Annotated in this window: 20 protein-coding genes; 7 read left to right on the top strand and 13 right to left on the bottom strand. The window is 68.0% G+C overall.

What is annotated here, in order from left to right:
• From MIC448_RS00965 to MIC448_RS00945, 5 genes are all read right to left on the bottom strand, one after another.
• Window positions 1-480, bottom strand: a 480-nt coding sequence (locus MIC448_RS00965) for a HisA/HisF-related TIM barrel protein (protein ID WP_036294663.1), incomplete at its 3' end; no start/stop codon positions are given.
• Window positions 481-567: 87 nt separating this feature from the next.
• Window positions 568-1,236 carry an imidazole glycerol phosphate synthase subunit HisH gene (gene hisH, locus MIC448_RS00960; protein ID WP_036294660.1) on the bottom strand — a complete coding sequence of 223 codons (669 nt, stop codon included), beginning with the start codon at window positions 1,234-1,236 and terminating at the stop codon, window positions 568-570.
• Window positions 1,233-1,835: an imidazoleglycerol-phosphate dehydratase HisB gene (gene hisB, locus MIC448_RS00955; protein WP_036294657.1), complete on the bottom strand. Its 603-nt coding sequence runs from the start codon at window positions 1,833-1,835 to the stop codon at window positions 1,233-1,235. Before hisB ends, hisH begins: the two co-directional genes overlap by 4 nt.
• On the bottom strand, window positions 1,832-2,917 hold the full coding sequence (locus MIC448_RS00950) for a histidinol-phosphate transaminase (protein ID WP_036294654.1): 1,086 nt from the start codon (window positions 2,915-2,917) through the stop codon (window positions 1,832-1,834). Before MIC448_RS00950 ends, hisB begins: the two co-directional genes overlap by 4 nt.
• A 52-nt stretch (window positions 2,918-2,969) precedes the next feature.
• Window positions 2,970-3,317 (bottom strand): LysM peptidoglycan-binding domain-containing protein, encoded by a 348-nt coding sequence (locus MIC448_RS00945; RefSeq protein WP_036294651.1) that lies wholly within the window; start codon window positions 3,315-3,317, stop codon window positions 2,970-2,972.
• A gap of 337 nt (window positions 3,318-3,654) precedes the next feature.
• On the opposite strand from MIC448_RS00945, the gene lexA reads away from it, so the two are divergent.
• The 3 genes from lexA (at window position 3,655) to MIC448_RS00930 (ending at window position 7,869) form a co-directional block, all read left to right on the top strand.
• The gene (gene lexA, locus MIC448_RS00940) at window positions 3,655-4,422 is read left to right on the top strand and encodes a transcriptional repressor LexA (RefSeq protein WP_081766093.1); all 768 of its coding nucleotides are present in this window, start codon (window positions 3,655-3,657) and stop codon (window positions 4,420-4,422) included.
• 72 nt (window positions 4,423-4,494) lie between these two features.
• Window positions 4,495-5,889, top strand: coding sequence for a hypothetical protein (locus MIC448_RS00935; protein ID WP_051512864.1), 1,395 nt, complete (start codon window positions 4,495-4,497; stop codon window positions 5,887-5,889).
• 51 nt (window positions 5,890-5,940) lie between these two features.
• Window positions 5,941-7,869, top strand: a complete 1,929-nt coding sequence (locus tag MIC448_RS00930; protein ID WP_036294649.1) for a prolyl oligopeptidase family serine peptidase — start codon at window positions 5,941-5,943, stop codon at window positions 7,867-7,869.
• A 16-nt stretch (window positions 7,870-7,885) separates the two neighbouring features.
• Here the strand turns inward: MIC448_RS00930 and hflX are convergent, their stop codons facing one another.
• On the bottom strand, window positions 7,886-9,403 hold the full coding sequence (gene hflX / locus MIC448_RS00925; RefSeq protein ID WP_036294646.1) for a GTPase HflX: 1,518 nt from the start codon (window positions 9,401-9,403) through the stop codon (window positions 7,886-7,888).
• A 130-nt stretch (window positions 9,404-9,533) separates the two neighbouring features.
• Here hflX and MIC448_RS00920 point away from each other — a divergent pair, with 130 nt between their 5' ends.
• Window positions 9,534-10,178 carry a class I SAM-dependent methyltransferase gene (locus MIC448_RS00920; RefSeq protein WP_036294643.1) on the top strand — a complete coding sequence of 215 codons (645 nt, stop codon included), beginning with the start codon at window positions 9,534-9,536 and terminating at the stop codon, window positions 10,176-10,178.
• Window positions 10,179-10,226: 48 nt separating this feature from the next.
• On the opposite strand, the gene dapF is transcribed toward MIC448_RS00920, so the two are convergent.
• The 7 genes from dapF to MIC448_RS00885 all read right to left on the bottom strand — a co-directional run bounded on the left by dapF (window position 10,227) and on the right by MIC448_RS00885 (window position 16,912).
• Complete coding sequence (gene dapF, locus MIC448_RS00915; protein ID WP_036294640.1) at window positions 10,227-11,099, bottom strand: diaminopimelate epimerase; 873 nt, start codon at window positions 11,097-11,099, stop codon at window positions 10,227-10,229.
• Window positions 11,100-11,109: 10 nt separating this feature from the next.
• Window positions 11,110-12,087 carry a tRNA (adenosine(37)-N6)-dimethylallyltransferase MiaA gene (miaA, locus tag MIC448_RS00910; protein ID WP_051512862.1) on the bottom strand — a complete coding sequence of 326 codons (978 nt, stop codon included), beginning with the start codon at window positions 12,085-12,087 and terminating at the stop codon, window positions 11,110-11,112.
• Window positions 12,084-13,637 carry a tRNA (N6-isopentenyl adenosine(37)-C2)-methylthiotransferase MiaB gene (miaB, locus tag MIC448_RS00905; RefSeq protein ID WP_036294637.1) on the bottom strand — a complete coding sequence of 518 codons (1,554 nt, stop codon included), beginning with the start codon at window positions 13,635-13,637 and terminating at the stop codon, window positions 12,084-12,086. The genes miaA and miaB overlap by 4 nt, the downstream gene beginning before the upstream one ends.
• 140 nt (window positions 13,638-13,777) lie before the next feature.
• Window positions 13,778-14,155, bottom strand: coding sequence for a hypothetical protein (locus tag MIC448_RS00900; protein ID WP_100813754.1), 378 nt, complete (start codon window positions 14,153-14,155; stop codon window positions 13,778-13,780).
• A gap of 174 nt (window positions 14,156-14,329) precedes the next feature.
• Window positions 14,330-15,088, bottom strand: coding sequence for a regulatory protein RecX (locus MIC448_RS00895; RefSeq protein WP_081766095.1), 759 nt, complete (start codon window positions 15,086-15,088; stop codon window positions 14,330-14,332).
• Between the two features lie 2 nt (window positions 15,089-15,090).
• The gene (gene recA / locus MIC448_RS00890; RefSeq protein WP_036294633.1) at window positions 15,091-16,146 is read right to left on the bottom strand and encodes a recombinase RecA; all 1,056 of its coding nucleotides are present in this window, start codon (window positions 16,144-16,146) and stop codon (window positions 15,091-15,093) included.
• Window positions 16,147-16,360: 214 nt separating this feature from the next.
• Window positions 16,361-16,912 (bottom strand): MarR family winged helix-turn-helix transcriptional regulator, encoded by a 552-nt coding sequence (locus tag MIC448_RS00885; RefSeq protein WP_243419820.1) that lies wholly within the window; start codon window positions 16,910-16,912, stop codon window positions 16,361-16,363.
• Window positions 16,913-16,999: 87 nt separating this feature from the next.
• Between MIC448_RS00885 and idi the strand changes: the two genes are divergently transcribed.
• The 3 genes from idi to MIC448_RS00870 all read left to right on the top strand — a co-directional run.
• Window positions 17,000-17,560, top strand: coding sequence for an isopentenyl-diphosphate Delta-isomerase (idi, locus tag MIC448_RS00880; RefSeq protein ID WP_051512859.1), 561 nt, complete (start codon window positions 17,000-17,002; stop codon window positions 17,558-17,560).
• Window positions 17,561-17,570: 10 nt separating this feature from the next.
• A complete protein-coding gene (locus tag MIC448_RS00875; RefSeq protein ID WP_198517712.1) occupies window positions 17,571-18,647 on the top strand; it encodes a polyprenyl synthetase family protein in 1,077 nt (358 codons plus the stop codon).
• On the top strand, window positions 18,644-19,470 hold an 827-nt coding region (locus tag MIC448_RS00870; RefSeq protein WP_051512856.1), incomplete at its 3' end, for a squalene/phytoene synthase family protein. The genes MIC448_RS00875 and MIC448_RS00870, both read left to right, overlap by 4 nt.

The raw sequence follows: 19,470 nt of genomic DNA, 5'->3' as shown, positions 1-19,470 counted from the left end.
CTGCAGGACCGTCCAGAGGTCGCCCCCGTCCTCGGTCCAGCCTCGCGCGGCCAGCGTCGTGCCCCGCACATCCAGACCGACGGCGATCGCCTCGCCGTAGCGGGCGATGACATCCGCCGCCCACTCGGGGTTCTCGAGCGCTGCGGTGCCGAGGTTGATGCGACTGGCACCGCTCTCGAGGGCGGCCTCGAGTGAGCGGTCGTCGCGGATGCCTCCGGAGAGCTCGACCCGCACACCCTTGACCTGCTTGATCACCTTGCGGAGAACGGCGGTGTTGTTTCCGCGACCGAATGCCGCGTCGAGATCCACGAGGTGGATCCACGTCGCGCCCTGCCGGGCGAAATCAAGGGCCGCGTCGACGGGATCGCCATGGAAGGTTTCGGTGCCGGCTTCGCCCTGGGTGAGGCGGACGGCCTTGCCCCCGGCGACATCGACGGCGGGAAGGAGGACGAGCTCGGGTGTGGCGGAGAAGTCGTTCATGGATCCTCGTGCGTGGGCGGATGCGCCGGTTTTACACCGGATTCGGCTGCCGCGCGGGGCGGTCCGAAGGCCGGATAGGCACGAAGCCTAGATGTTAGTCGGGGTCAGGCCGTCGATCCAATTCGCGAGCAGTCGGATGCCCGCGGCACCGGACTTCTCGGGGTGGAACTGCGTCGCCGAGAGCGGCCCGTTTTCCACCGCGGCGAGGAACGGTGCACCGTAGTCCGTCCAGGTGAGGTGCGGGTTGGCGAAGGGCCCGTTCGCCTCCAGCTGCCATTCCTGCACGCCGAATGAGTGGACGAAATAGAAGCGCTCATCCTCGAGACCGGCGAACAACTTCGACCCCGGATCGGGGCGGACCGTGTTCCAGCCCATGTGCGGCAGAACGGGTGCGTCGAGTTCGCGGACGACACCCGGCCACTCCCCCATGCCCTCGGTGTCCACGCCGCGCTCGACACCCAGCTCGAACAGCACCTGCATGCCGACACAGATGCCGAGCACGGGGCGTCCGCCCGCGAGACGCCGGTCGATCAGTCGGTCCCCGCCGCTCGCCCGCAGCGCCTCCATGACAGCGCGAAAAGCACCGACGCCGGGCACGAGAAGACCATCGGCCTCGAGCACGAGCTGAGGGTCCGACGTCAGACGCGCGTCAGCGCCCGCCGCCTGCAGCGCCTTGACGGCGGAGTGGACGTTGCCGGACCCGTAGTCGAGGACGGCGACGAGAGGTCGACGCTCTCCGGAATCCGCGTCCGTCACAGTGCACCCTTGGTGCTCGGGATCCCCTCGACGAGGGGATCGAGCGACTTGGCTTGGCGGAAGGCACGGGCGAAGGCCTTGTACTCGGCCTCGGCGATGTGGTGAGGGTCGCGCCCCTCGAGCACGCGAATGTGCACCGTGAGACCACCGTTGAACGCGATTGCCTCGAACGTGTGGCGCACGAGCGACCCGGTGAAGTGGCCACCGATCAGGTGGTGTTCGAACCCGGCGGGCTCACCGGTGTGCACCAGGTACGGACGACCCGAAATGTCGACGACCGCCTGCGCAAGGGCTTCATCAAGCGGTACGAGGGCGTCGCCGTAGCGAGAGATACCGGCCTTGTCGCCGAGCGCCTCGCGGATCGCGATGCCCAGCACGATGGAGACATCCTCGACCGTGTGGTGTGCGTCGATCTGCGTGTCGCCCGTCGCCTTCACGGTCAGGTCGGTGAGCGAGTGCTTCGCGAACGCCGTGAGCATGTGGTCGAAGAACGGAACCGTCGTGTCGATACTCGAGCGACCCGTTCCATCGAGGTTGATTTCGAGGTCGACGGATGACTCACTCGTGCGACGAGTCTTGCTCGCCGTGCGCTCGCTCATGCCTGCGAGTCTATCGACGCGAGTTGGTCGAGGAACGCGGTGGTCTCATCCTCTGTGCCCGCCGAGACACGCAGCGTGCCGGGAAGTCCGACGTCGCGAACAAGCACGCCACGCTCGAACAGCGCGCGCCAGGTCGCGGCGGGATCGTTCACGCCACCGAACAGGATGAAGTTGGTCCATGACTCGTACGGTTCGTATCCGAGCGCGGACAGGGTCGCACCCATGCGGTCACGCTGCGCGACGATGTCGTCGACCATCGCAAGCATGGTGTCGGCGTGGCGCAGCGCGCCGAGCGCGGCCGCTTGCGTGAGCGAGCTCAGGTGATAGGGCAACCGCACGAGGCGGAGAGCGTCGATGAACGCGGGATTCGCCGCAAGATACCCGACGCGCGCACCGGCGAAGGCGAACGCCTTGCTCATCGTGCGCGAGACCGCGAGACGGGGACGATCGTGCAGAAGCGTCAGCGCCGACCGCTGGTCGTGCGGTGCGAACTCCCAATACGCCTCGTCGACGACGACGACGCCACGGGATGCCTGATACACCGCCTCGATGACGTCGATGGGCAGCGGTGTTCCCGTGGGATTGTTCGGCGAACACAACAGGATGATGTCTGGGTCCGCCTGCGCGACCTGCTCGGCCGCGAACTCCGGGGTCAGCGTGAAGTCGTGTCCGCGTTCACCCACAACCCACCCCGCACCGGTCCCTGCCGCCAGGAGCGGGTACATCGAGTAGGTCGGGCCGAATCCGAAAACGGTGCGACCCGGCCCACCGAAGGCCTGCATGATGTGCTGCAGCACCTCGTTCGATCCGTTCGCCGCCCACATGTTCTGCGCAGTCAGGCCATGCCCGAGATAGTCGGCGAAAGCCTCACGCAACGTGTCGAATTCGCGATCGGGATAGCGGTTGATCTCACGAAGGGCGACGGCGATGCCATCCAGGATGTCGTCCGCCACCTCTTGGGGAACCGGGTGCGTGTTCTCGTTGACGTTCAGTGCGATCGGCACGCTGGCCTGCGGGGCTCCGTAGGGAATCTTCCCTCGGAGATCGTCACGGAGAGGAAGGTCTTCGAGGGATGCGCTCACCCCTCCCATGCTACGACGCGCGAGACGAGGGGCGACGACTGGGTGTTCTTCCCTAGGAGGCGAGGTCGGCCGGGATCGCGATGCTCTGTCCGGCGACGACAGACGAAGAACCGAGCGCGTTCAGGCGGACGATCTCGTCCACGACATCCCTCGGATCGGAGGTCGGCGCCACCTCGAGGGCAATCGACCACAGGGTGTCACCCGGCTCGACCAGCACGGTGGTGAACTCATCGGCCGACGCCGAAACACTGCGCGAGGCGAGGGCCTCGCCACTCGCGAGGACACCGACGAACACTGCTGCTGCCAGGGGCAGCGACACCAAGCTCACGACGACGCGACGTCCGCGTGCCGTCAGCCGCAGGCGAGTGTGCGATGGCATCGACATGAGTGCGGTGGTCATCTTGTCCTCCTGGATCGTGCGGTGCTGTGTAGCGCGGGATGAGCGTGGTGGTCGCGAGTCCGGGCGGGCCGGTCGTGAGTCCAGCTCCGCATCCGGCTCTCGGCCGGGAGAGCCGGATGCGAAGTTGTGTTCCGAAGTTATCTTCGAGTATTTCATGTTGTCAAGTCCTTATTGCGCTTCGAATGGCCCGAAATCGTTCGACACGCTCGAACAGATGTGCCGAAATGTCCCACGGACCGGATAGTGTTTCGATGGTCGCGCTGGTGCAAGAGCAGTACACCAGGGACCACCGACATCGCATTCAGAGCGACGCCTCGTACGGCGGAAGGAGCACGACATGACGCTTGAGCCCGGGGACTCCGCGCTGGCGGAGTCGGATGCCGAGAGGGACGTGGACTCGGAGGCGAGCGCGGACGACGCGTCCGTCACCGAAGAAGTCGCCGGGCCACGGGCGCGCACGCGCCGCCGCAAGAGCCTCAGCGACAAGCAGCTCGCAATCCTCGAAGTGATCCAGCGCGCGGTTCAGGCGCACGGCTACCCGCCGAGCATGCGCGAGATCGGCGACGCCGTGGGCCTCCGCTCGCTCTCGAGCGTCACCCACCAGCTCAACCAGCTCGAGCTGTCGGGATACCTCCGGCGCGATTCGGGCAAGACCCGCGCGATCGAGATCTTGATCGATCTCCCCGGTACCGCGACCGAGAATCCCGCCGACACGGCCCCGCCCGTGGGCGATGCGGCGATGGTCCCTCTCGTCGGTCATATAGCGGCCGGCGTCCCCATCACTGCCGACCAGCAGGTGGAAGAAGTGTTCCCGCTCCCCCGCCAGCTCGTCGGCAAGGGCGAACTGTTCATGCTGCGTGTCTCGGGCGAGTCGATGATCGACGCCGCTATCTGCGACGGCGACTGGGTCGTCGTGCGCACGCAGGCGAACGCGGAGAACGGCGACATCGTGGCCGCCATGCTCGATGGCGAGGCGACCGTCAAGACCTTCCGGCGGCGCGACGGCCACACGTGGCTGCTGCCCCGCAACAGCGCATTCGAGCCGATTCTCGGCGATCACGCGAGCGTTCTCGGCAAAGTCGTCGCGGTCCTGCGCGCAGTCTGACCACCCGCGGTGGCCCCGGGCGCTGTTGCGGGAAAACCTGCGCGCGCAGGCGTGGGAGCGGTATAAGGGGATGTGACCAACCCCACCTCCGCCTCCGCGAACGACGCGGAGGTCGCGCGTCGGCTCGCCGAACTCGAAGCCGAGAACGAACGGCTTCGCTCGCGCCTCGAAGCGACGCCCGCTCGCCCGGACCGCGTCTCGCGGCCGCGGAAGGGCACGTGGCGCGGAGTCCTGTCCGCCGCAGTGATCGTCGTCGCGGCGCTCTTGGTACCCGTGTCGATCGTGTCGGCGTGGGCACGCACCGAACTCGTCGACGAGACCGCCTTCGTCGCTACGTTCGCTCCCCTGGCGCAGGATCCCGCCGTGCAGGCGCTGATCGTCGACGAGGCGACGGTGGCGATCGACGAGTCGCTCGACCTGCAGGGCCTGACCGACGATCTGTTCGACGGACTCGGTGGGCTCGGACTGCCGCCTCGGGCCACGGCCGCCATAGATCTGCTCCGCGGTCCGGCGGTGGAAGGGCTCCGCGGCCTGATCGGCACATCCGTGACCCAGCTCGTGGAATCCGACCTCTTCGCCTCGGTCTGGGAGACGGCCCTCCGCTCGAGCCATCGTGGGCTTGCCGCAGCCGCGACGGGCACGACCCCGACGGGGGCCGTCACCGTCAGCGACGCCGGCGAGGTCGGCATCTCGCTGGCCCCGATCATCGATGAGGTGAAGGAGCGGCTCGTGGCGCAGGGCGTCGGTTTCGCCTCCGCTATCCCCTCCGTCGACCGCACGATCGTGCTCGTTCAGAGCGACGCGCTCGTCACCGTTCGCATCGTCTATGGAATCGCCGCGACGGTCGGATGGTGGCTACCGCTCATCACACTCGCCCTGTTCGTCGGTGGTGTGCTCCTCGCACGCCGGAAGAGCGTCGCCCTCGTCGGCACGGGTGTAGCCATTGCCATCGGCGGCGGAACACTCGCCATTGCCCTCGCAATTGGCGCAACGGTTGCGTCGATCGCGGCGTCGCAACTCGCTCTCCCGATCACGGCCGTCGATGCCATCTACGAACAGATCGTCACGGCGATGCGTGACACCGCCGCGGTGGTCGCGCTGATCGGTGTTCTGCTCGCGCTTCTTGCATGGGTACAGGGGCGGAGCACAGCGGCGATCGCGATCCGGACCGGTGCCGCAGGCATCAACCACCGGCTGCGCTCGACGCTTCGCTCAAGCGGCGTGGACACGGGCCGCGTCGGCCGCTGGATGTACGCGTACCGCGTCCTGGTGCGGGTGGCCCTCGCCGCGCTGGCAATCCTCTGGCTCTTGGCGTTGCGTCCGCTCTCGATCGGCGATGTCTCGCTCGTTCTGGTCGTCGCACTCCTGGCCTGGTGGGCGACCGAGCTCGCGCAGAGCGATGCGGTACAGGATGAGCCCGAGCGCGCCGAGCCCGAGCTGAGTGGGTCCGAGCGCGTCACGACGTAGGGCACCCGGCGTCACGTACGCGGCGTCGGCCCCTCCGCGTAGCCTGTCGTGATGACCACGATTCTGCCTTTCGGAACCTGGCCCTCCCCCATCTCGGCCGCCGAGGTCACCACGTCCGCACCCCGCATCGACGGCGCGCGCTTCGTCACTGACGAAGCGTGGTGGAGCGAGTCGCTTCCCGCGGAGCGTGGTCGCACGGCCATCTTGCGTCTGCCCCGTAACGCCGACCACGGCGCCGACGCGGACGTGGTGCTGCCGGCACCGTGGAGCGCCCGCTCGCGAGTCCACGAGTACGGCGGTGGCGCGTGGACGGTGGATGACCGCGGCATCCTCTTCTTCGTCGAGCAGTCGGATCAACGTGTGTGGCGCCTCGAGGCGGACGGCGAGCCCCGCCCCCTGACCGCGGAAGCCCCGGGCACGCAGTACGGCGACCTGACGTGGTCGAACGGGCGCCTGCTCGCCGTACGCGAGGTCGCGCGCGAGGGGCACTATCCCGCGCGCGACATCGTCGAGATCGTCCCCGCGGTGGGCGGTTCCCCCTCCGCGCCGGTTCCGCTCGCGGCCGGCTACGACTTTCTCGCCTACCCGCGTCTCTCGCCGGATGGCGACCGGCTGGCGTACATCGGGTGGAACCATCCGAACATGCCGTGGGATGCCACCCAGCTGGTCGTACTCGACACCCGCAGCGGCGAGACCAGCATCGTCGCCGGCGGATCCCACGAATCCGTTCTGCAACCCGAGTGGACGGGTCCCGACGAGCTGACCTACACGACCGACCGATCCGGCCGGTGGACGCTCGAGCGTCGTCGGCTCGGCGGCCTCGCCGAACCGACCGCGGCCGAGGAATCGGACACCGACACCGGCGGGCCGCTGTGGAACCTGGGCGCTCGGTGGTTCGCCCCGCTCGAAGACGGTCGGCTTCTGGCTGTGCGCACGCATGGCCGCGACGAACTTGTCGTGGAGAACACGGATGGCTCGGTTCGAGCGATTCCGACGCCCCTGTCTGCCCAGGTGCTGATTCGAGATGTGAGGGGCACTCGCGCTCTCATCACGGGCGCGGGCGCGACGACACCGTCAGGACTCTGGCTGGTCGACGTCGACGACCCGGCATCCGCACGGCCGCTTCGCGGTGGGGTCTCGTCGAGAAGCGTCGGATGGCTGCCCGAAGCTATCGCGATGACGTTCGATGGACCCGGCGGCGCCGTGCACGCCTTCGCCTACCCACCGACCAATCCGGGCGTGGACGGCCCCGCCGACGAGCGCCCGCCCTACATCGTGACCGTTCACGGCGGGCCTACCGCCCACGTCGCGGGCGAGGCATCCCCCGCTGTCGCCTACTTCACGAGTCGCGGCATCGGTGTGCTCGATGTCAACTACGGCGGTTCGAGTGGTTATGGACGCGCCTACCGCGAGCGGCTGGCCGGGAAGTGGGGAATCGTCGACGTCCAGGATGTCGTCGCCGCGGCCGAGGGCCTCGTCGCGGTGGGAATGGCGGACGCCGCGCGCCTGGCGATCAAGGGCGGATCCGCCGGCGGATGGACCGTCCTGTCCGCGCTGACGACGTCGAAGACATTCTCGGCGGGCATCAGCCGCTACGGCGTCGCGGACCTCCGCGCCCTCGCCGAAGACACGCACGACTTCGAGGCGCACTACCTGGACGGGCTCGTGGGGCCGCTCCCGGAAGCCGAGTCTGTCTACGAAGAGCGATCCCCGCTCAGACGTATCGACAACCTCAGCGTGCCCGTGCTGCTTCTGCAGGGAGCGGATGACCCGGTCGTGCCGCCCGCGCAGGCCTACGCCATGCGCGATGCCCTCGCGGCAAAAGAAATCAGCCACGCGCTCGTGGTCTACGAGGGCGAGTCGCACGGCTTCCGTCGTGCCGAAACGATCCAGCACGCGCTCGAGAGCGAGCTGAGCTTTCTCGGGCAGGTGTTCGGGTTCGCGGCGCCGGGCGTGCCCGTGCTGCCCCTCGAGTCCTGAGGGGCAGCGGAAGCGGTCAGCGGAGGAAGGGGGCCAGCTCGGCCGCGAGCCGGGCCGAGACGTGTGCGTGCAACGCTGTGCCGCCCTCTTCATGACCCTCGGAGATGATGAGGCCCGAATCGTGGGCCGCAGACACCAGGTCTCCGCGGTCGTAGGGCACGAGCGCGTGTACCTCGACGGCCGGAAGCGGCAGCGCCGCCTCGACCGCGGTGCGCAGCTCGTCGATGCCCTCGCCCGTGCGGGACGAGACGAACATCGCGTTCGGCACAAGGCCGCGCAGCACCATCCGGTCATCCGCATCGATCAGGTCGGCCTTATTGAACACGACGATCTCGTGGGCGTCGCGAGCGCCCGCCTCGGCCATGACGTCACGGACCGTCGCGAGCTGACTCGCCGGGTCGGGGTGTGCCGCGTCGACGACGTGCAGCACGACATCCGCGCCCGCGACCTCTTCGAGCGTCGAGCGGAAGGCCTCGACCAACTGGTGCGGAAGGTTGCGGACGAAACCGACCGTGTCGGTAAGCGTGAAGACGCGCCCATCGACCGTCTCGGAACGACGGACCGTGGCATCCAGCGTCGCGAACAGCGCGTTCTCGACGAGCACACCCGCGCTCGTCAGCCGGTTGAGCAGGCTCGACTTGCCCGCGTTCGTGTACCCGGCGATCGCGACCGAGGGGATCGTGTTGCGGGTACGCTCGGCGCGCTTGGCCTCGCGAGCCGGCGCGAAGTCGCGGATCTGGCGGCGCAGCAGCGCCATCTTCGTGCGGATGCGTCGGCGGTCCAGCTCGATCTTCGTCTCACCGGGTCCGCGCGAGCCCATACCCGCGCCGCCGGCGCCGACCTGGCCACCGGCCTGACGCGACATCGAGTCACCCCAACCACGCAGACGCGGGAGCAGATACTCCAGCTGCGCGAGCTCGACCTGCGCCTTGCCCTCACGGCTCTTCGCGTGCTGGCTGAAGATGTCGAGGATGACCGTGGTGCGGTCGATGACCTTGACCTTGACGACGTCCTCGAGCGCGCGCCGCTGGCTGGGCGCAAGCTCCGTGTCGGCGATCACGGTGTCCGCACCGACGGCCGCGACGAGGTCGCGGAGTTCCTGGGCCTTGCCGCTGCCGAGGTAGGTTGCGGGATCCGGATGCGGGCGCCGCTGCAACACGGCATCGAGCACGATCGCGCCGGCGGTCTCGGCAAGAGCCGCGAGCTCGCGCAGCGAATTCTCGGCGTCCTCCTGCTCGCCCTGCGGGTAGACGCCTACGAGCACGACGTTCTCCAACCGCAGCTGCCGGTACTCGACCTCGGTGACGTCCTCGAGCTCGGTCGAGAGCCCCGGAACGCGCCGGAGCGCCTGGCGATCTTCGCGATCCCACTGATCGCCGTCTGAATCCGCGCCAGCGGTGGTCGAGGCATCCTGCAGCGCCTGCGCAGCCCCGAACGTCCGGACGCCCGAGCGCGTTTCGGCGCGCGCGAGAACGCGAGCGACGACGTCGTCAGCCTCGCCGTTCTCATGAGATGTGGGGATGGTGTCGGTCATGTATTTCCTCTCCGGATGCCTCGTGCCGCCTCGTGAAGAGGCCCCCTGGCATCCGTGGTCGTCGTGTCCGCGCGACGTCGTAAAACTCTAGCCTCCCGCGCGACACGGGTACTCCGCTACGCTCGCACCCATGGCGAGCGACCACTATTTCTCTGCGAGTCCCGCCAGCGCCGAGAATTTACGTCAGATCCGTGTCGACTTGAATGGTCGATCCGTCGAGCTGACGACCGCTGGCGGGGTCTTCAGCCCCGATCGTTTGGACGCGGGGACTGCCGTACTTCTCGCGAACACCCCCGCAGCTCCCGCGGGAGGACACCTGCTGGATCTCGGCTCCGGATGGGGCCCGGTTGCCCTGACCCTGGCGATGCAGTCTCCGCACGCAACCGTGTGGGCCGTGGACGTCAACGAGCGAGCCTTGGATCTCGTGCGCCGGAACGCCGCGAACCTCGGACTCCCCAATGTCAACGCTGTACTGCCGGATGGTGTTCCCGACGACGTGGTGTTTCGCAGCATCCGCTCCAATCCGCCGATTCGCGTCGGGAAGAACGAGCTGCACGGCCTGCTCGAGCGCTGGATCCCCCGCCTCGACGAGCGCAGCGACGCGTGGCTCGTTGTGCAGCGGAACCTCGGCTCCGATTCCCTGCAACGCTGGCTCGCCTCGACGTTCGAGCACGGATACAGCGTGCATCGCGCGGCCACGGGGCGCGGCTACCGCGTGATCCGTGTCCGTCGCCACGGTTCGCCGCCGACGACGCCTCTCGACATCGTTACCTGAGCTCAGCGCGAGTCACCTGGCGTCGGAGCGGAGCGTCCGCTTTGCCGCTCAGGCCAGGGCGACGTCGCCCGAGAAGACCAGCACCGCGGGCCCGGAGAGCAGCACGTGCATCTCGTCGCCGCGAGGAACCATCCGAACACCGAGCGTCCCGCCGGGAACGTCGACCCGCCAGATGTCGGGGGCCCCGGCCCCCGCCCAATGCCGCACGGCCAACGCCGCCGCGGCGACACCCGTGCCGCAGCTCAGGGTCTCACCAACCCCACGCTCGAAGACCCGCATCCGGATGACGCCGACGCCGTCTTGCACGAGGGGTTCGGCCGGCACGACGAACTCCACGTTCGCGCCCGCTTCCGGTTCGGGGTCAAGCACCGGCTTGTACGTCAACTCGAGCGCCTCGAGCTCGTCCTCGCCCGGCAGCGCGACGACCACATGAGGATTGCCGACATCGATGCCGAGGCCGGGCCGGGCGACACTCAGCCCAAGCGCACGTACGGTCGGAGCATCCTCGTCCACCGTCCACGCGCCCAGATCCGCCTCGAACCCGTTCGGCACCCGCGCCACGTGCTTGACGCCGGCCCGCGTACCGATCGGGATGCCCGCCGTGTCGACCTCGGCGAGCCCCGACTCGGCCAGGTAGTGCGCAAAAACACGGATGCCGTTGCCGCACATCTCGGCCTTCGAGCCGTCGGCGTTCCGATAGTCCATGAACCATTCGGCGCCCGCCGCCACGGCCGATGCACCCTCATCGATGGCCGCCGCACGGACGACACGCAGGATGCCGTCGGCTCCGATCCCGAAACGTCGGTCGCAGAGGGCCGCAACCTGATCGTCGGTCAGCGAGAGCGCTCCGTCTGGATCCGCGACGATGACGAAGTCATTGCCCGTGCCGTGACCTTTGGTGAACGTGACGGTGCCGGGCATGCCCACAAGTCTAGGGCGCCGAATTGACCTCACGCGTGAGCGCTCGTGCCGCGGTCGCCTCCCCCGCCGGCATCCAGTGCACGCCTGTGTAGCGGCGGAACCACGACACCTGCCGGCGTGCGTAGCGTCGGGTCAGCGCCTGGGTCTGCGCGATCGCCTCGGCCCGGTCGATCTCTCCCGTCAGCTGTGCGAGGGCTTGCGCGTAACCGATCGCGCGTTGCGCGGTCGTGCCGCGCTCGAGGCCCGCGGCCCGCAACAGCTCGACCTCGTCGAGCAGACCCTGCGCCCACATCGCCCCGACCCGGGTGTCCAGACGCTCGACCAGCACGGAGCGTTCCTCGTGCAGTCCGATCACGGTGGACGGATGCCAGGGCACCGGCTCGTCCGGAAGCGCCGCGCCATGCGTCGCACTCCCCTGCGCCAGCACCTCGAGGGCTCGCACCACCCGCCGGCCGTTGCGCGCGTCGATGCGAGCGGCGGTGACCGGGTCCTGCTCACGGAGCCGGGCGAAGAGAATGCCGGGACCGTGCGCCTCGAGTTCGGCCTCGAGCTCCTCGCGGAGGGCCTCGTCGCGGGGTGGGAATGAGAAGTCGAAGAGGACGCTCGAGACGTACAGGCCCGAGCCGCCCACGAGGATGGCGTGCGCCCCCCGGGCGTGAATCTGCTCGATGGCCCGCCTGGCCTCGTTCTGATAGGCAGCGACGGCCGCGTCCTCGTCGACGTTCAATACATCGAGCAGATGGTGCGGGACGCCTCGACGCTCGGCGAGCGGAAGTTTTGCGGTCCCGATGTCCATTCCGCGATACAGCTGCATCGCGTCGGCGTTGACGATCTCGGCGCGCTCACCGCGTGCCCCGAGCGCTTCGGCGAGGTCGAGAGACAACGCGCTCTTGCCCGTGCCCGTCGCGCCAACGACAGCGAACAAGCGCGGCGCGGCGGGGTCGGACCCGGCGGGTGCACCCGGATCGAACCCGGACGCTTCGCTCACGCCCGCGGCGGCATCACGGGCAGGCCGAGCGACACGGCGCGCGGTGCACCCGCTGCTCCAGCGGCCGGCGCCGGAACGGCACAGGACTCGGACTGCGTGCGGTCCCAGGCATCCCCCGCCCGCGTGCGCCGGATGCGCAGCGGCGCGCCCTCCGGCGAGTCGGCGAGCAGGTAGAACGGCGCGGCGTGCGTCACGACCGCGGTCACGATGTCGCCCGGGCGGGGCGTCTCGGAGCCGGCAGGCAGCTCGACGTGGACCAGCCGGTTGTCTTCGGCGCGTCCCGTCAAGCGATGGGTCGCGGCATCCTTCTTGCCCTCGCCGCTCGATATCAGGACGTTGACCTCTCGGCCGACCTGCGCCTGGTTCTCTTCGAGCGAGATGCGATCCTGCAGAGCCATCAGGCGCTCGTACCGCTCCTGCACCACAGCCTTCGGGACCTGGTCGGGCATCGTCGCGGCCGGCGTGCCCTCACGAATCGAGTACTGGAACGTGAAGGCGCTGGCGAACCGGGCTTGCTCGACGACCCGCAGTGTCTCGGCGAAGTCTTCCTCGGTCTCACCGGGGAACCCGACGATGATGTCCGTCGTGATTGCGGCGTTCGGGATGCGCTCACGAACGCGGTCGAGAATGCCCAAGAACTTCTCGCTGCGATACGAGCGGCGCATCGCCTTCAGGATGCGGTCGCTGCCCGACTGCAGCGGCATGTGCAGCTGCGGCATGACGGACGGGGTGTCGGCCATCGCGTCGATCACGTCGTCGGTGAAGGCCGCCGGGTGGGGGCTCGTGAAGCGGATGCGCTCGAGTCCGCGAATCTCGCCGGCTGCGCGCAGCAGCTTACCGAACGCGTGACGGTCACCGAATTCGACGCCGTACGAGTTGACGTTCTGACCGAGCAGCGTGACCTCGATCGCACCGTCGTCGACGAGCAGGCTCACCTCTTCGAGGATGTCGCCGGGGCGACGGTCCCGCTCTTTGCCGCGCAGGGTCGGGACGATGCAGAAGGTGCACGTGTTGTTGCAGCCGACCGAGATCGACACCCAGCCGCTGTAGACCGAGTCGCGCTTGGTCGGAAGGGTCGAGGGGAAGACTTCGAGCGATTCGAGGATCTCGAGCTCAGCATCGCCGTTGTGTCGAGCGCGTTCGAGCAGCCGCGGCAGCGAACCCATGTTGTGGGTGCCGAAGACGACGTCGACCCAGGGGGCCTTCTCGATCACGGCTTGCTTGTCCATCTGGGCGAGGCACCCGCCGACCGCGATCTGCATGCCGTCTTTGCGTCGCTTGACGGATGCCAGGTGCCCGAGCGTGCCATAGAGCTTGCCCGATGCGTTCTCGCGTACCGCGCAGGTGTTGATGATGACGACATCCGCCTCGGCCCCGGCATCCGCGCGGACGTATCCGGCGCTCTCGAGCGATCCGGAAAGGCGCTCGGAGTCATGGACGTTCATCTGGCAGCCGAACGTTCGCACCTCGTACGTGCGAACGTGTCCGTCTGCTGTGCGTGCGGCGACGGACGGCGCGATGAGGGTGGGCGCGCTGGAGAGGGTCGACATGATCCGCCTATTCTACGAGGCGCCATCACCGCGGGGCTCTGGACGAGGTGAGAGCCGCCGAAACACCCATCGTGCGACGAAACACCCTTCGACGCGGGGTGTTTCGTCGCCGCAGGGGTGTTTCGGCTGCACCGAACGCGCTACGTGTCGATCCAGAGGGTCACGTTCAAATTCGCGAGCCGCCGCACGAGCCGAGCCGAGATCGTTTCAGCGCCGCGCGGAAGGGTCATGAAGATCCGGACGACGGTTCCTTCAGCGTGGAGCACTGCCTCGGGCAGAGGGTCGAGGAAGTCGAGGAGCGTGTCGAGCGCCGACTCAAGCTGGTCGATGCGGGCGTTCCAGTCGGGCTGGTCGAAGGTAATCGTGCCGAGCGAATAGCGATGCTCGGACTCGCCCGCGGCTCGTTCTGTCCCGAAGCTCGCGAGTTGATCGATGGGGTCCGCGCTGAAGACCGTCAGGCTCACGATGACCTGGCCGGCATCGACATCGGGGTCCGGCACGTCCACGCTCATCATCACGGCAGAATCCTGGCAGAACGGCCGTCGAAACACCCGTCGTGCGACGAAACACCCCTAGACGCGGGGTGTCTCGTCGAGATACGGGTGTTTCGCCGGTGATGGCGCGGCGCGGGCGGCACGCGGCGCGCCGAGCGCGCGCAAACAAGCGCGGCGCATAGCCAGCGCAAGCAGGTTTCAGCGGAAGCGGACCTTGGATGAGCCGACACCGGCCTCATCGAGGGCCTGCTTGGCCGCCGTCATGGCCATCGACCCGCCGAACCCGCGACGCGCGAGCTGGCCGTGCAGCCGACGGACGGCCGCCTCGCGATCGAGCGACCCCATCGAGCGGGCCTTCTGCCGGGCGAAATCAAGAGCACGCTCGGCCTCATCGTCGGGGAGTTCGTCGAGCGCCGCATCCACGACCTCGCGCGGGATCCCCCGACCCGAGAGCGTCTGCGAGATCGCGCGACGCCCTTGGCCCTTGCGGCTCGTGGCGGCATACACGAGCTGCTCGGCCAGTCGAGCATCGTCGAGATAGCCTCGCGCCTCGAAGTCCGCCACGACATCCTCGGCTGTCGCACTGTCGAGGCCACGCTCGGCCAACATCCCCCGAGCCTCTTTTGCGGACAGCTGACGCGTGCGCAGCCGCTTCACGAGTGCCTGCGTCGCGCCGTCGACATCGACGCCCGGCTCGTCATCTTCGTCCGGAAGTTCGTCCCGCGTCGAGATCGCCACCGGCTTACGTGGAGCGGTCGTCGGTCCTGCAGTCGGAGCGGCCGTCGGGGCTTCGTCCTCGGCCCAATACTTGGGCGAGAACGTCACCTTGCGACTCGGGGGCGTGACCGCCCTGTCGGGCGCGGTCTGTCCGCGCTGGGGTTCTGCACCGCGTTCCGCACCCGGGAGGTAGGTGACGGGAGCCAGACGCTCGCCCCCGTCACCCTCATCGATAGGCATGATCACGCCGGGCGGCGCTGCGCCAGTTCGTCGTCGGCGGCGACGGGCGGCAGGGCCTTCGGCATGCCGATGCCGAGCTTCTGCTTGATCTTGTGCTCGATCTCGTCGGCGGTGTCGGGGTTCTTGAGCAAGAAGTTGCGGGCGTTCTCTTTACCTTGCCCCAGCTGCTCGCCCTCGTACGTGTACCAAGCACCCGACTTCTTCACGATCATGTGCTCGACACCGAAGTCGATCAGCGAACCTTCGCGAGATATGCCGGTGCCGTAGAGGATGTCGAACTCGGCCTGCTTGAAGGGCGGAGCCATTTTGTTCTTGACGACCTTGACGCGCGTGCGGTTACCCACGGCATCCGATCCATCCTTCAACGTCTCGATGCGTCGGATGTCGAGGCGAACGGAGGCGTAGAACTTGAGCGCCTTGCCGCCGGCCGTGGTCTCGGGCGAGCCGAAGAACACGCCGATCTTCTCGCGCAGCTGGTTGATGAAGATCATCGTCGTGTTGGTCTGGTTCAGACCACCCGTCAGCTTGCGAAGCGCCTGGGACATCAGTCGCGCCTGGAGACCCACGTGCGAGTCACCCATCTCGCCCTCGATCTCGGCGCGCGGCACGAGAGCCGCGACCGAGTCGATCACGATGAGGTCGATCGAGCCCGAACGGATCAGCATGTCGGCGATCTCGAGCGCCTGCTCACCCGTGTCCGGCTGCGAGACCAGCAGCTGGTCGATGTCGACGCCGAGCTTCATGGCGTACTCGGGATCGAGCGCGTGCTCCGCGTCGATGAAGGCGGCGATTCCGCCCGCACGCTGGGCATTCGCGATGGCGTGCAGCGTCAGAGTCGTCTTACCCGACGACTCGGGACCGTAGATCTCGATGATGCGACCGCGGGGCAGTCCACCCACGCCGAGTGCGACGTCGAGGGCGATGGAGCCGGTCGGAATGACCTCGACGGGAGCGCGGTCATCGCTGCCCAGGCGCATGACCGAGCCTTTTCCGAACTGGCGGTCGATCTGTGCGAGGGCCGATTCAAGGGCCTTCTCGCGGTCGGCGGGGTTGGGCATGGGATGCTCCTTCTGTCTCGCGGTCCATCGCCTGCAGTCTGTCGCGCAGCCGGATCGGCGATCCGGATACTTCGACAAGGCGTGAGCGGGGCTCGGTGTGGTTTCCACGTTAGGAAGGGCCTCCGACATCCGTCGTCTGGCCGTTCATGTCCGTGGAGAAACAGCACCTCGTCCACCTGTGCAGGAGCTTATCCAGCGACGAACATAGTTTCGACTAATGCGTGGGCGTGTCGTCGAAGACTTCCACGATAATCGCCGACTCGTTCCGCTCCACAACCGCATCTCCGACCACGGGCGCCTCCGCGGCGCGAGCGCCCGAGGCCGGGTCCACCGCCCGCGCGATTCGTGTCATGAACTCCGTGATGTAGCGAAGCTGCGTTTCGTCGTAGTCCCGTGCGATCCCACGCATGACATCCAGATGACCGCCTACATGCTGGTACAAGGTTTTGCGCGAATGGTCCGTCAGAACCACGACGCGCGCACGGCGATCCGTGGGGTGTGGTCTGCGCTCGACGTGCCCCGCGACGACCAGCCGATCGATCATCTTCGATGTCGAAGCGGTGGAGATACGCAGGTGCCGCGCGAGTTCGTGGGGGCTCACGGCCGTTCCGCGTCGCTCCCACTCCACCATCATGCGGAGGGCGCGCAGGTCGGTCAGATTCATCGCCATGTCGTCGCCGAGCTCACCGTGCATGCGGTCGAGCGCGTCGCCGAGCGTGCGCAGCGCAAGGAGCGCCGAGCGCACCGGATCTGGTTGCTCACTCAATGCGTGGACACCCCCTCGGGCTCATGTGTATCATCGGGAGACAGCAATTAGCTAGCTAAGCTAGCGAATTAACAGGGGAGCACGTATATGCCCGACACCGACTACGTTGTCCTCCTCGATGAGGCGGGAAACGAGATCGGGACCGCCCCGAAGGCCAGCGTCCACGGTACCGATACCGCACTGCATCTCGCATTCTCGTGCCATGTCCTCGATGATGAGGGGCGCATTTTGGTCACCCGTCGCGCTCTCGACAAGCAGACCTGGCCCGGCGTCTGGACGAACTCGTTCTGCGGTCATCCCCGTCCCGCCGAGCCCGTCGTCGCGGCGGTCCGTCGTCGCGCGGAGTACGAGCTCGGCATCACCGTCTCATCCCTCGAGCTCGCGCTTCCGCTTTTCCGCTACCGCGCCGTTGATGCCAGCGGGATCGTGGAGCACGAAATCTGCCCCGTGTACACGGCGCGGACGAGCGATGAGCTCGTCTTGAACCCGCACGAGGCCGTGGACTACATGTGGGTACGCCCCGAGGACCTCGCGCGCTCGCTCGAGGCAACTCCGTGGGCGTTCAGCCCGTGGCTGGTCCTGCAGGCACAGCAGCTCGACCTGTTCACGGCGCATCGGCCCGTGAACGATCATCGTCTCGCTTCATGAGACTCCCGTCATGAGCCTGATCGCCACCGGTCTGGTCGGCTCCGTCGCGCGAGCCGAGATCGACACGCAGATCGACGGCGCCCTCGCGCGGATACAGCGTCGTGCGGAGCCCTTCGGCGGCGTGTTTGCCGAGTTGGGCTCCGCGATCCAGCGCTCGGCGCAGGGCGGCAAACGCTTTCGTCCCGCGCTCGTGGTCGCGACGTTCGAGTCGCTGGGCGGCGACGCTTCGACGAACGGCTGCGTCTATCCCGTCGCCGCGGCTTTCGAACTGCTGCACGCGGCATTCCTCATGCACGACGACATCCTCGACCACGACACGATGCGTCGCGGGGTGCCGAACGTATCCGGCCAGTTCCGGTCGTACGCGACGCGGTGGGGCGCGGATGCTTCGGGAGCCGCGCTCGTCGGTGATGCCGCCGGGCTTCTCGCCGGAGATCTGCTGCTGCACGAGTCTCAGCGTCTGATTGCCCTCTGCCCCGCTACCGAGGACGAGCGCGTGCGTCTGCTGGACCTGCTCGACGAGGCCGTACTGGTGTCTGCCGCGGGTGAGCTCGCGGATGTCGCCCATTCCGTTCTCGACAAAGAACCGGCTGCCGCCGACATCCTGGCGGTCACGCACGACAAGACGGCCGTGTACTCGTTCGCCGCGCCCCTGCGCGCGGGTGCGTTGTTGGCCGGGGCAAGCCCCGAGGTCGAGGCGATGTTGGCGCAGTTCGGCAGCCGGCTGGGCCTCGCCTACCAACTCGTCGACGACCTGATCGGCGCGTTCGGCACGGATGAGCAGGCCGGTCGCCCGGCGGGAGCCGATCTGCGCGAGGCGAAGCAGACCGCGCTGATCGCCCTCGCCCGAGCCACCGCAACGTGGTCCCAAGTGAGCGATGCACTGGCGCTCGCGCACACGGGACCGATCGCGGTGCGCCACGCGCAAGACATGCTCGACGGCAGTGGCGCACGAAACGAACTCGAGCGCCTCGTGAACAACGCCCTGTCAGAAGCACGCGAGCTCATCCTGCCTGGCTATGTGCCGCCGGCGACGGCGCGGATGCTCGGCGACCTCGTCAGCGCTGTAGAGGCGCGTATTCCGTGACCGACCGTTCAGCACCCCGCGACACCACTGGACTCGACCTGTACGACCGCACGGCACGCGCCGCGGCCGAGACGGTCATCTCTCGCTACTCGACATCGTTCGGCTATGCGTCGCGTCTGCTCGGTCCGCGGGTCCGACCGCACGTACGCAGCACCTACGCCCTCGTCCGTGTCGCGGACGAGATCGTCGACGGCCCCGCGCGCGAGGCGGGACTCACCGCCGAAGAGGAGGCGCGCGAGCTCGACGCGCTCGAGGCGCAGACGCTCGAGGCCATCCGCACGGGATTTTCCGCGAACCTCGTCGTTCACGCTTTCGCCCTCACCGCACGTGAGTGTGCGATCGACGAGGCGCTGGTCCGGCCCTTCTTCACCTCGATGCGGACGGACATCACCGTGTCCGAACACGACGCAGCATCGCACGATGCATACGTCTACGGATCGGCCGAGGTCGTCGGCCTCATGTGTCTGCAGGCCTTCGTGAACGCCGGCAGCCCGAACCCCGGACCGGCAGATCCCGAGATCGTCGCGGGCGCCCGACGGCTGGGAGCGGCGTTCCAGAACGTGAACTTCTTGCGGGATGCGGGTCACGACAGCGACGCCCTCGGGCGCGACTACCTCGGGCTGGACGGCTCGCCGACGACCCGGGCCGCCGTACTCGATGACATCGACGCCGATCTCGCCGCCGCGGCATCCGTCATTCCGCGACTGCCGCGGGACTCCCGACGCGCCGTGACGTGCGCGCACGACCTGTTCGCCGAGTTGAGCGCACGACTGCGACGAGCGGATGCCTCGGCCGGCCGGGTCCGCGTGCCGAACCCGGTCAA

This window comes from Microbacterium sp. C448 (genome assembly GCF_000582705.2).
GTDB lineage: Bacteria > Actinomycetota > Actinomycetes > Actinomycetales > Microbacteriaceae > Microbacterium > Microbacterium lacus_A.
The sequence above is the reverse complement of the archived record's forward strand: the minus strand, read 5'-3'. Positions and strand labels throughout refer to the sequence as shown.

Bases quoted from the DNA above. Each gene is read 5' to 3' on its own strand.
- hisB (WP_036294657.1), bottom strand. From the start codon at position 1,835: ATGAGCGAGCGCACGGCGAGCAAGACTCGTCGCACGAGTGAGTCATCC.
- MIC448_RS00945 (WP_036294651.1), bottom strand. From the start codon at position 3,317: ATGACCACCGCACTCATGTCGATGCCATCGCACACTCGCCTGCGGCTG.
- lexA (WP_081766093.1), top strand. From the start codon at position 3,655: ATGACGCTTGAGCCCGGGGACTCCGCGCTGGCGGAGTCGGATGCCGAG.
- MIC448_RS00930 (WP_036294649.1), top strand. From the start codon at position 5,941: ATGACCACGATTCTGCCTTTCGGAACCTGGCCCTCCCCCATCTCGGCC.
- hflX (WP_036294646.1), bottom strand. From the start codon at position 9,403: ATGACCGACACCATCCCCACATCTCATGAGAACGGCGAGGCTGACGAC.
- MIC448_RS00920 (WP_036294643.1), top strand. From the start codon at position 9,534: ATGGCGAGCGACCACTATTTCTCTGCGAGTCCCGCCAGCGCCGAGAAT.
- dapF (WP_036294640.1), bottom strand. From the start codon at position 11,099: ATGCCCGGCACCGTCACGTTCACCAAAGGTCACGGCACGGGCAATGAC.
- miaB (WP_036294637.1), bottom strand. From the start codon at position 13,637: ATGTCGACCCTCTCCAGCGCGCCCACCCTCATCGCGCCGTCCGTCGCC.
- MIC448_RS00895 (WP_081766095.1), bottom strand. From the start codon at position 15,088: ATGCCTATCGATGAGGGTGACGGGGGCGAGCGTCTGGCTCCCGTCACC.
- recA (WP_036294633.1), bottom strand. From the start codon at position 16,146: ATGCCCAACCCCGCCGACCGCGAGAAGGCCCTTGAATCGGCCCTCGCA.
- idi (WP_051512859.1), top strand. From the start codon at position 17,000: ATGCCCGACACCGACTACGTTGTCCTCCTCGATGAGGCGGGAAACGAG.
- MIC448_RS00875 (WP_198517712.1), top strand. From the start codon at position 17,571: ATGAGCCTGATCGCCACCGGTCTGGTCGGCTCCGTCGCGCGAGCCGAG.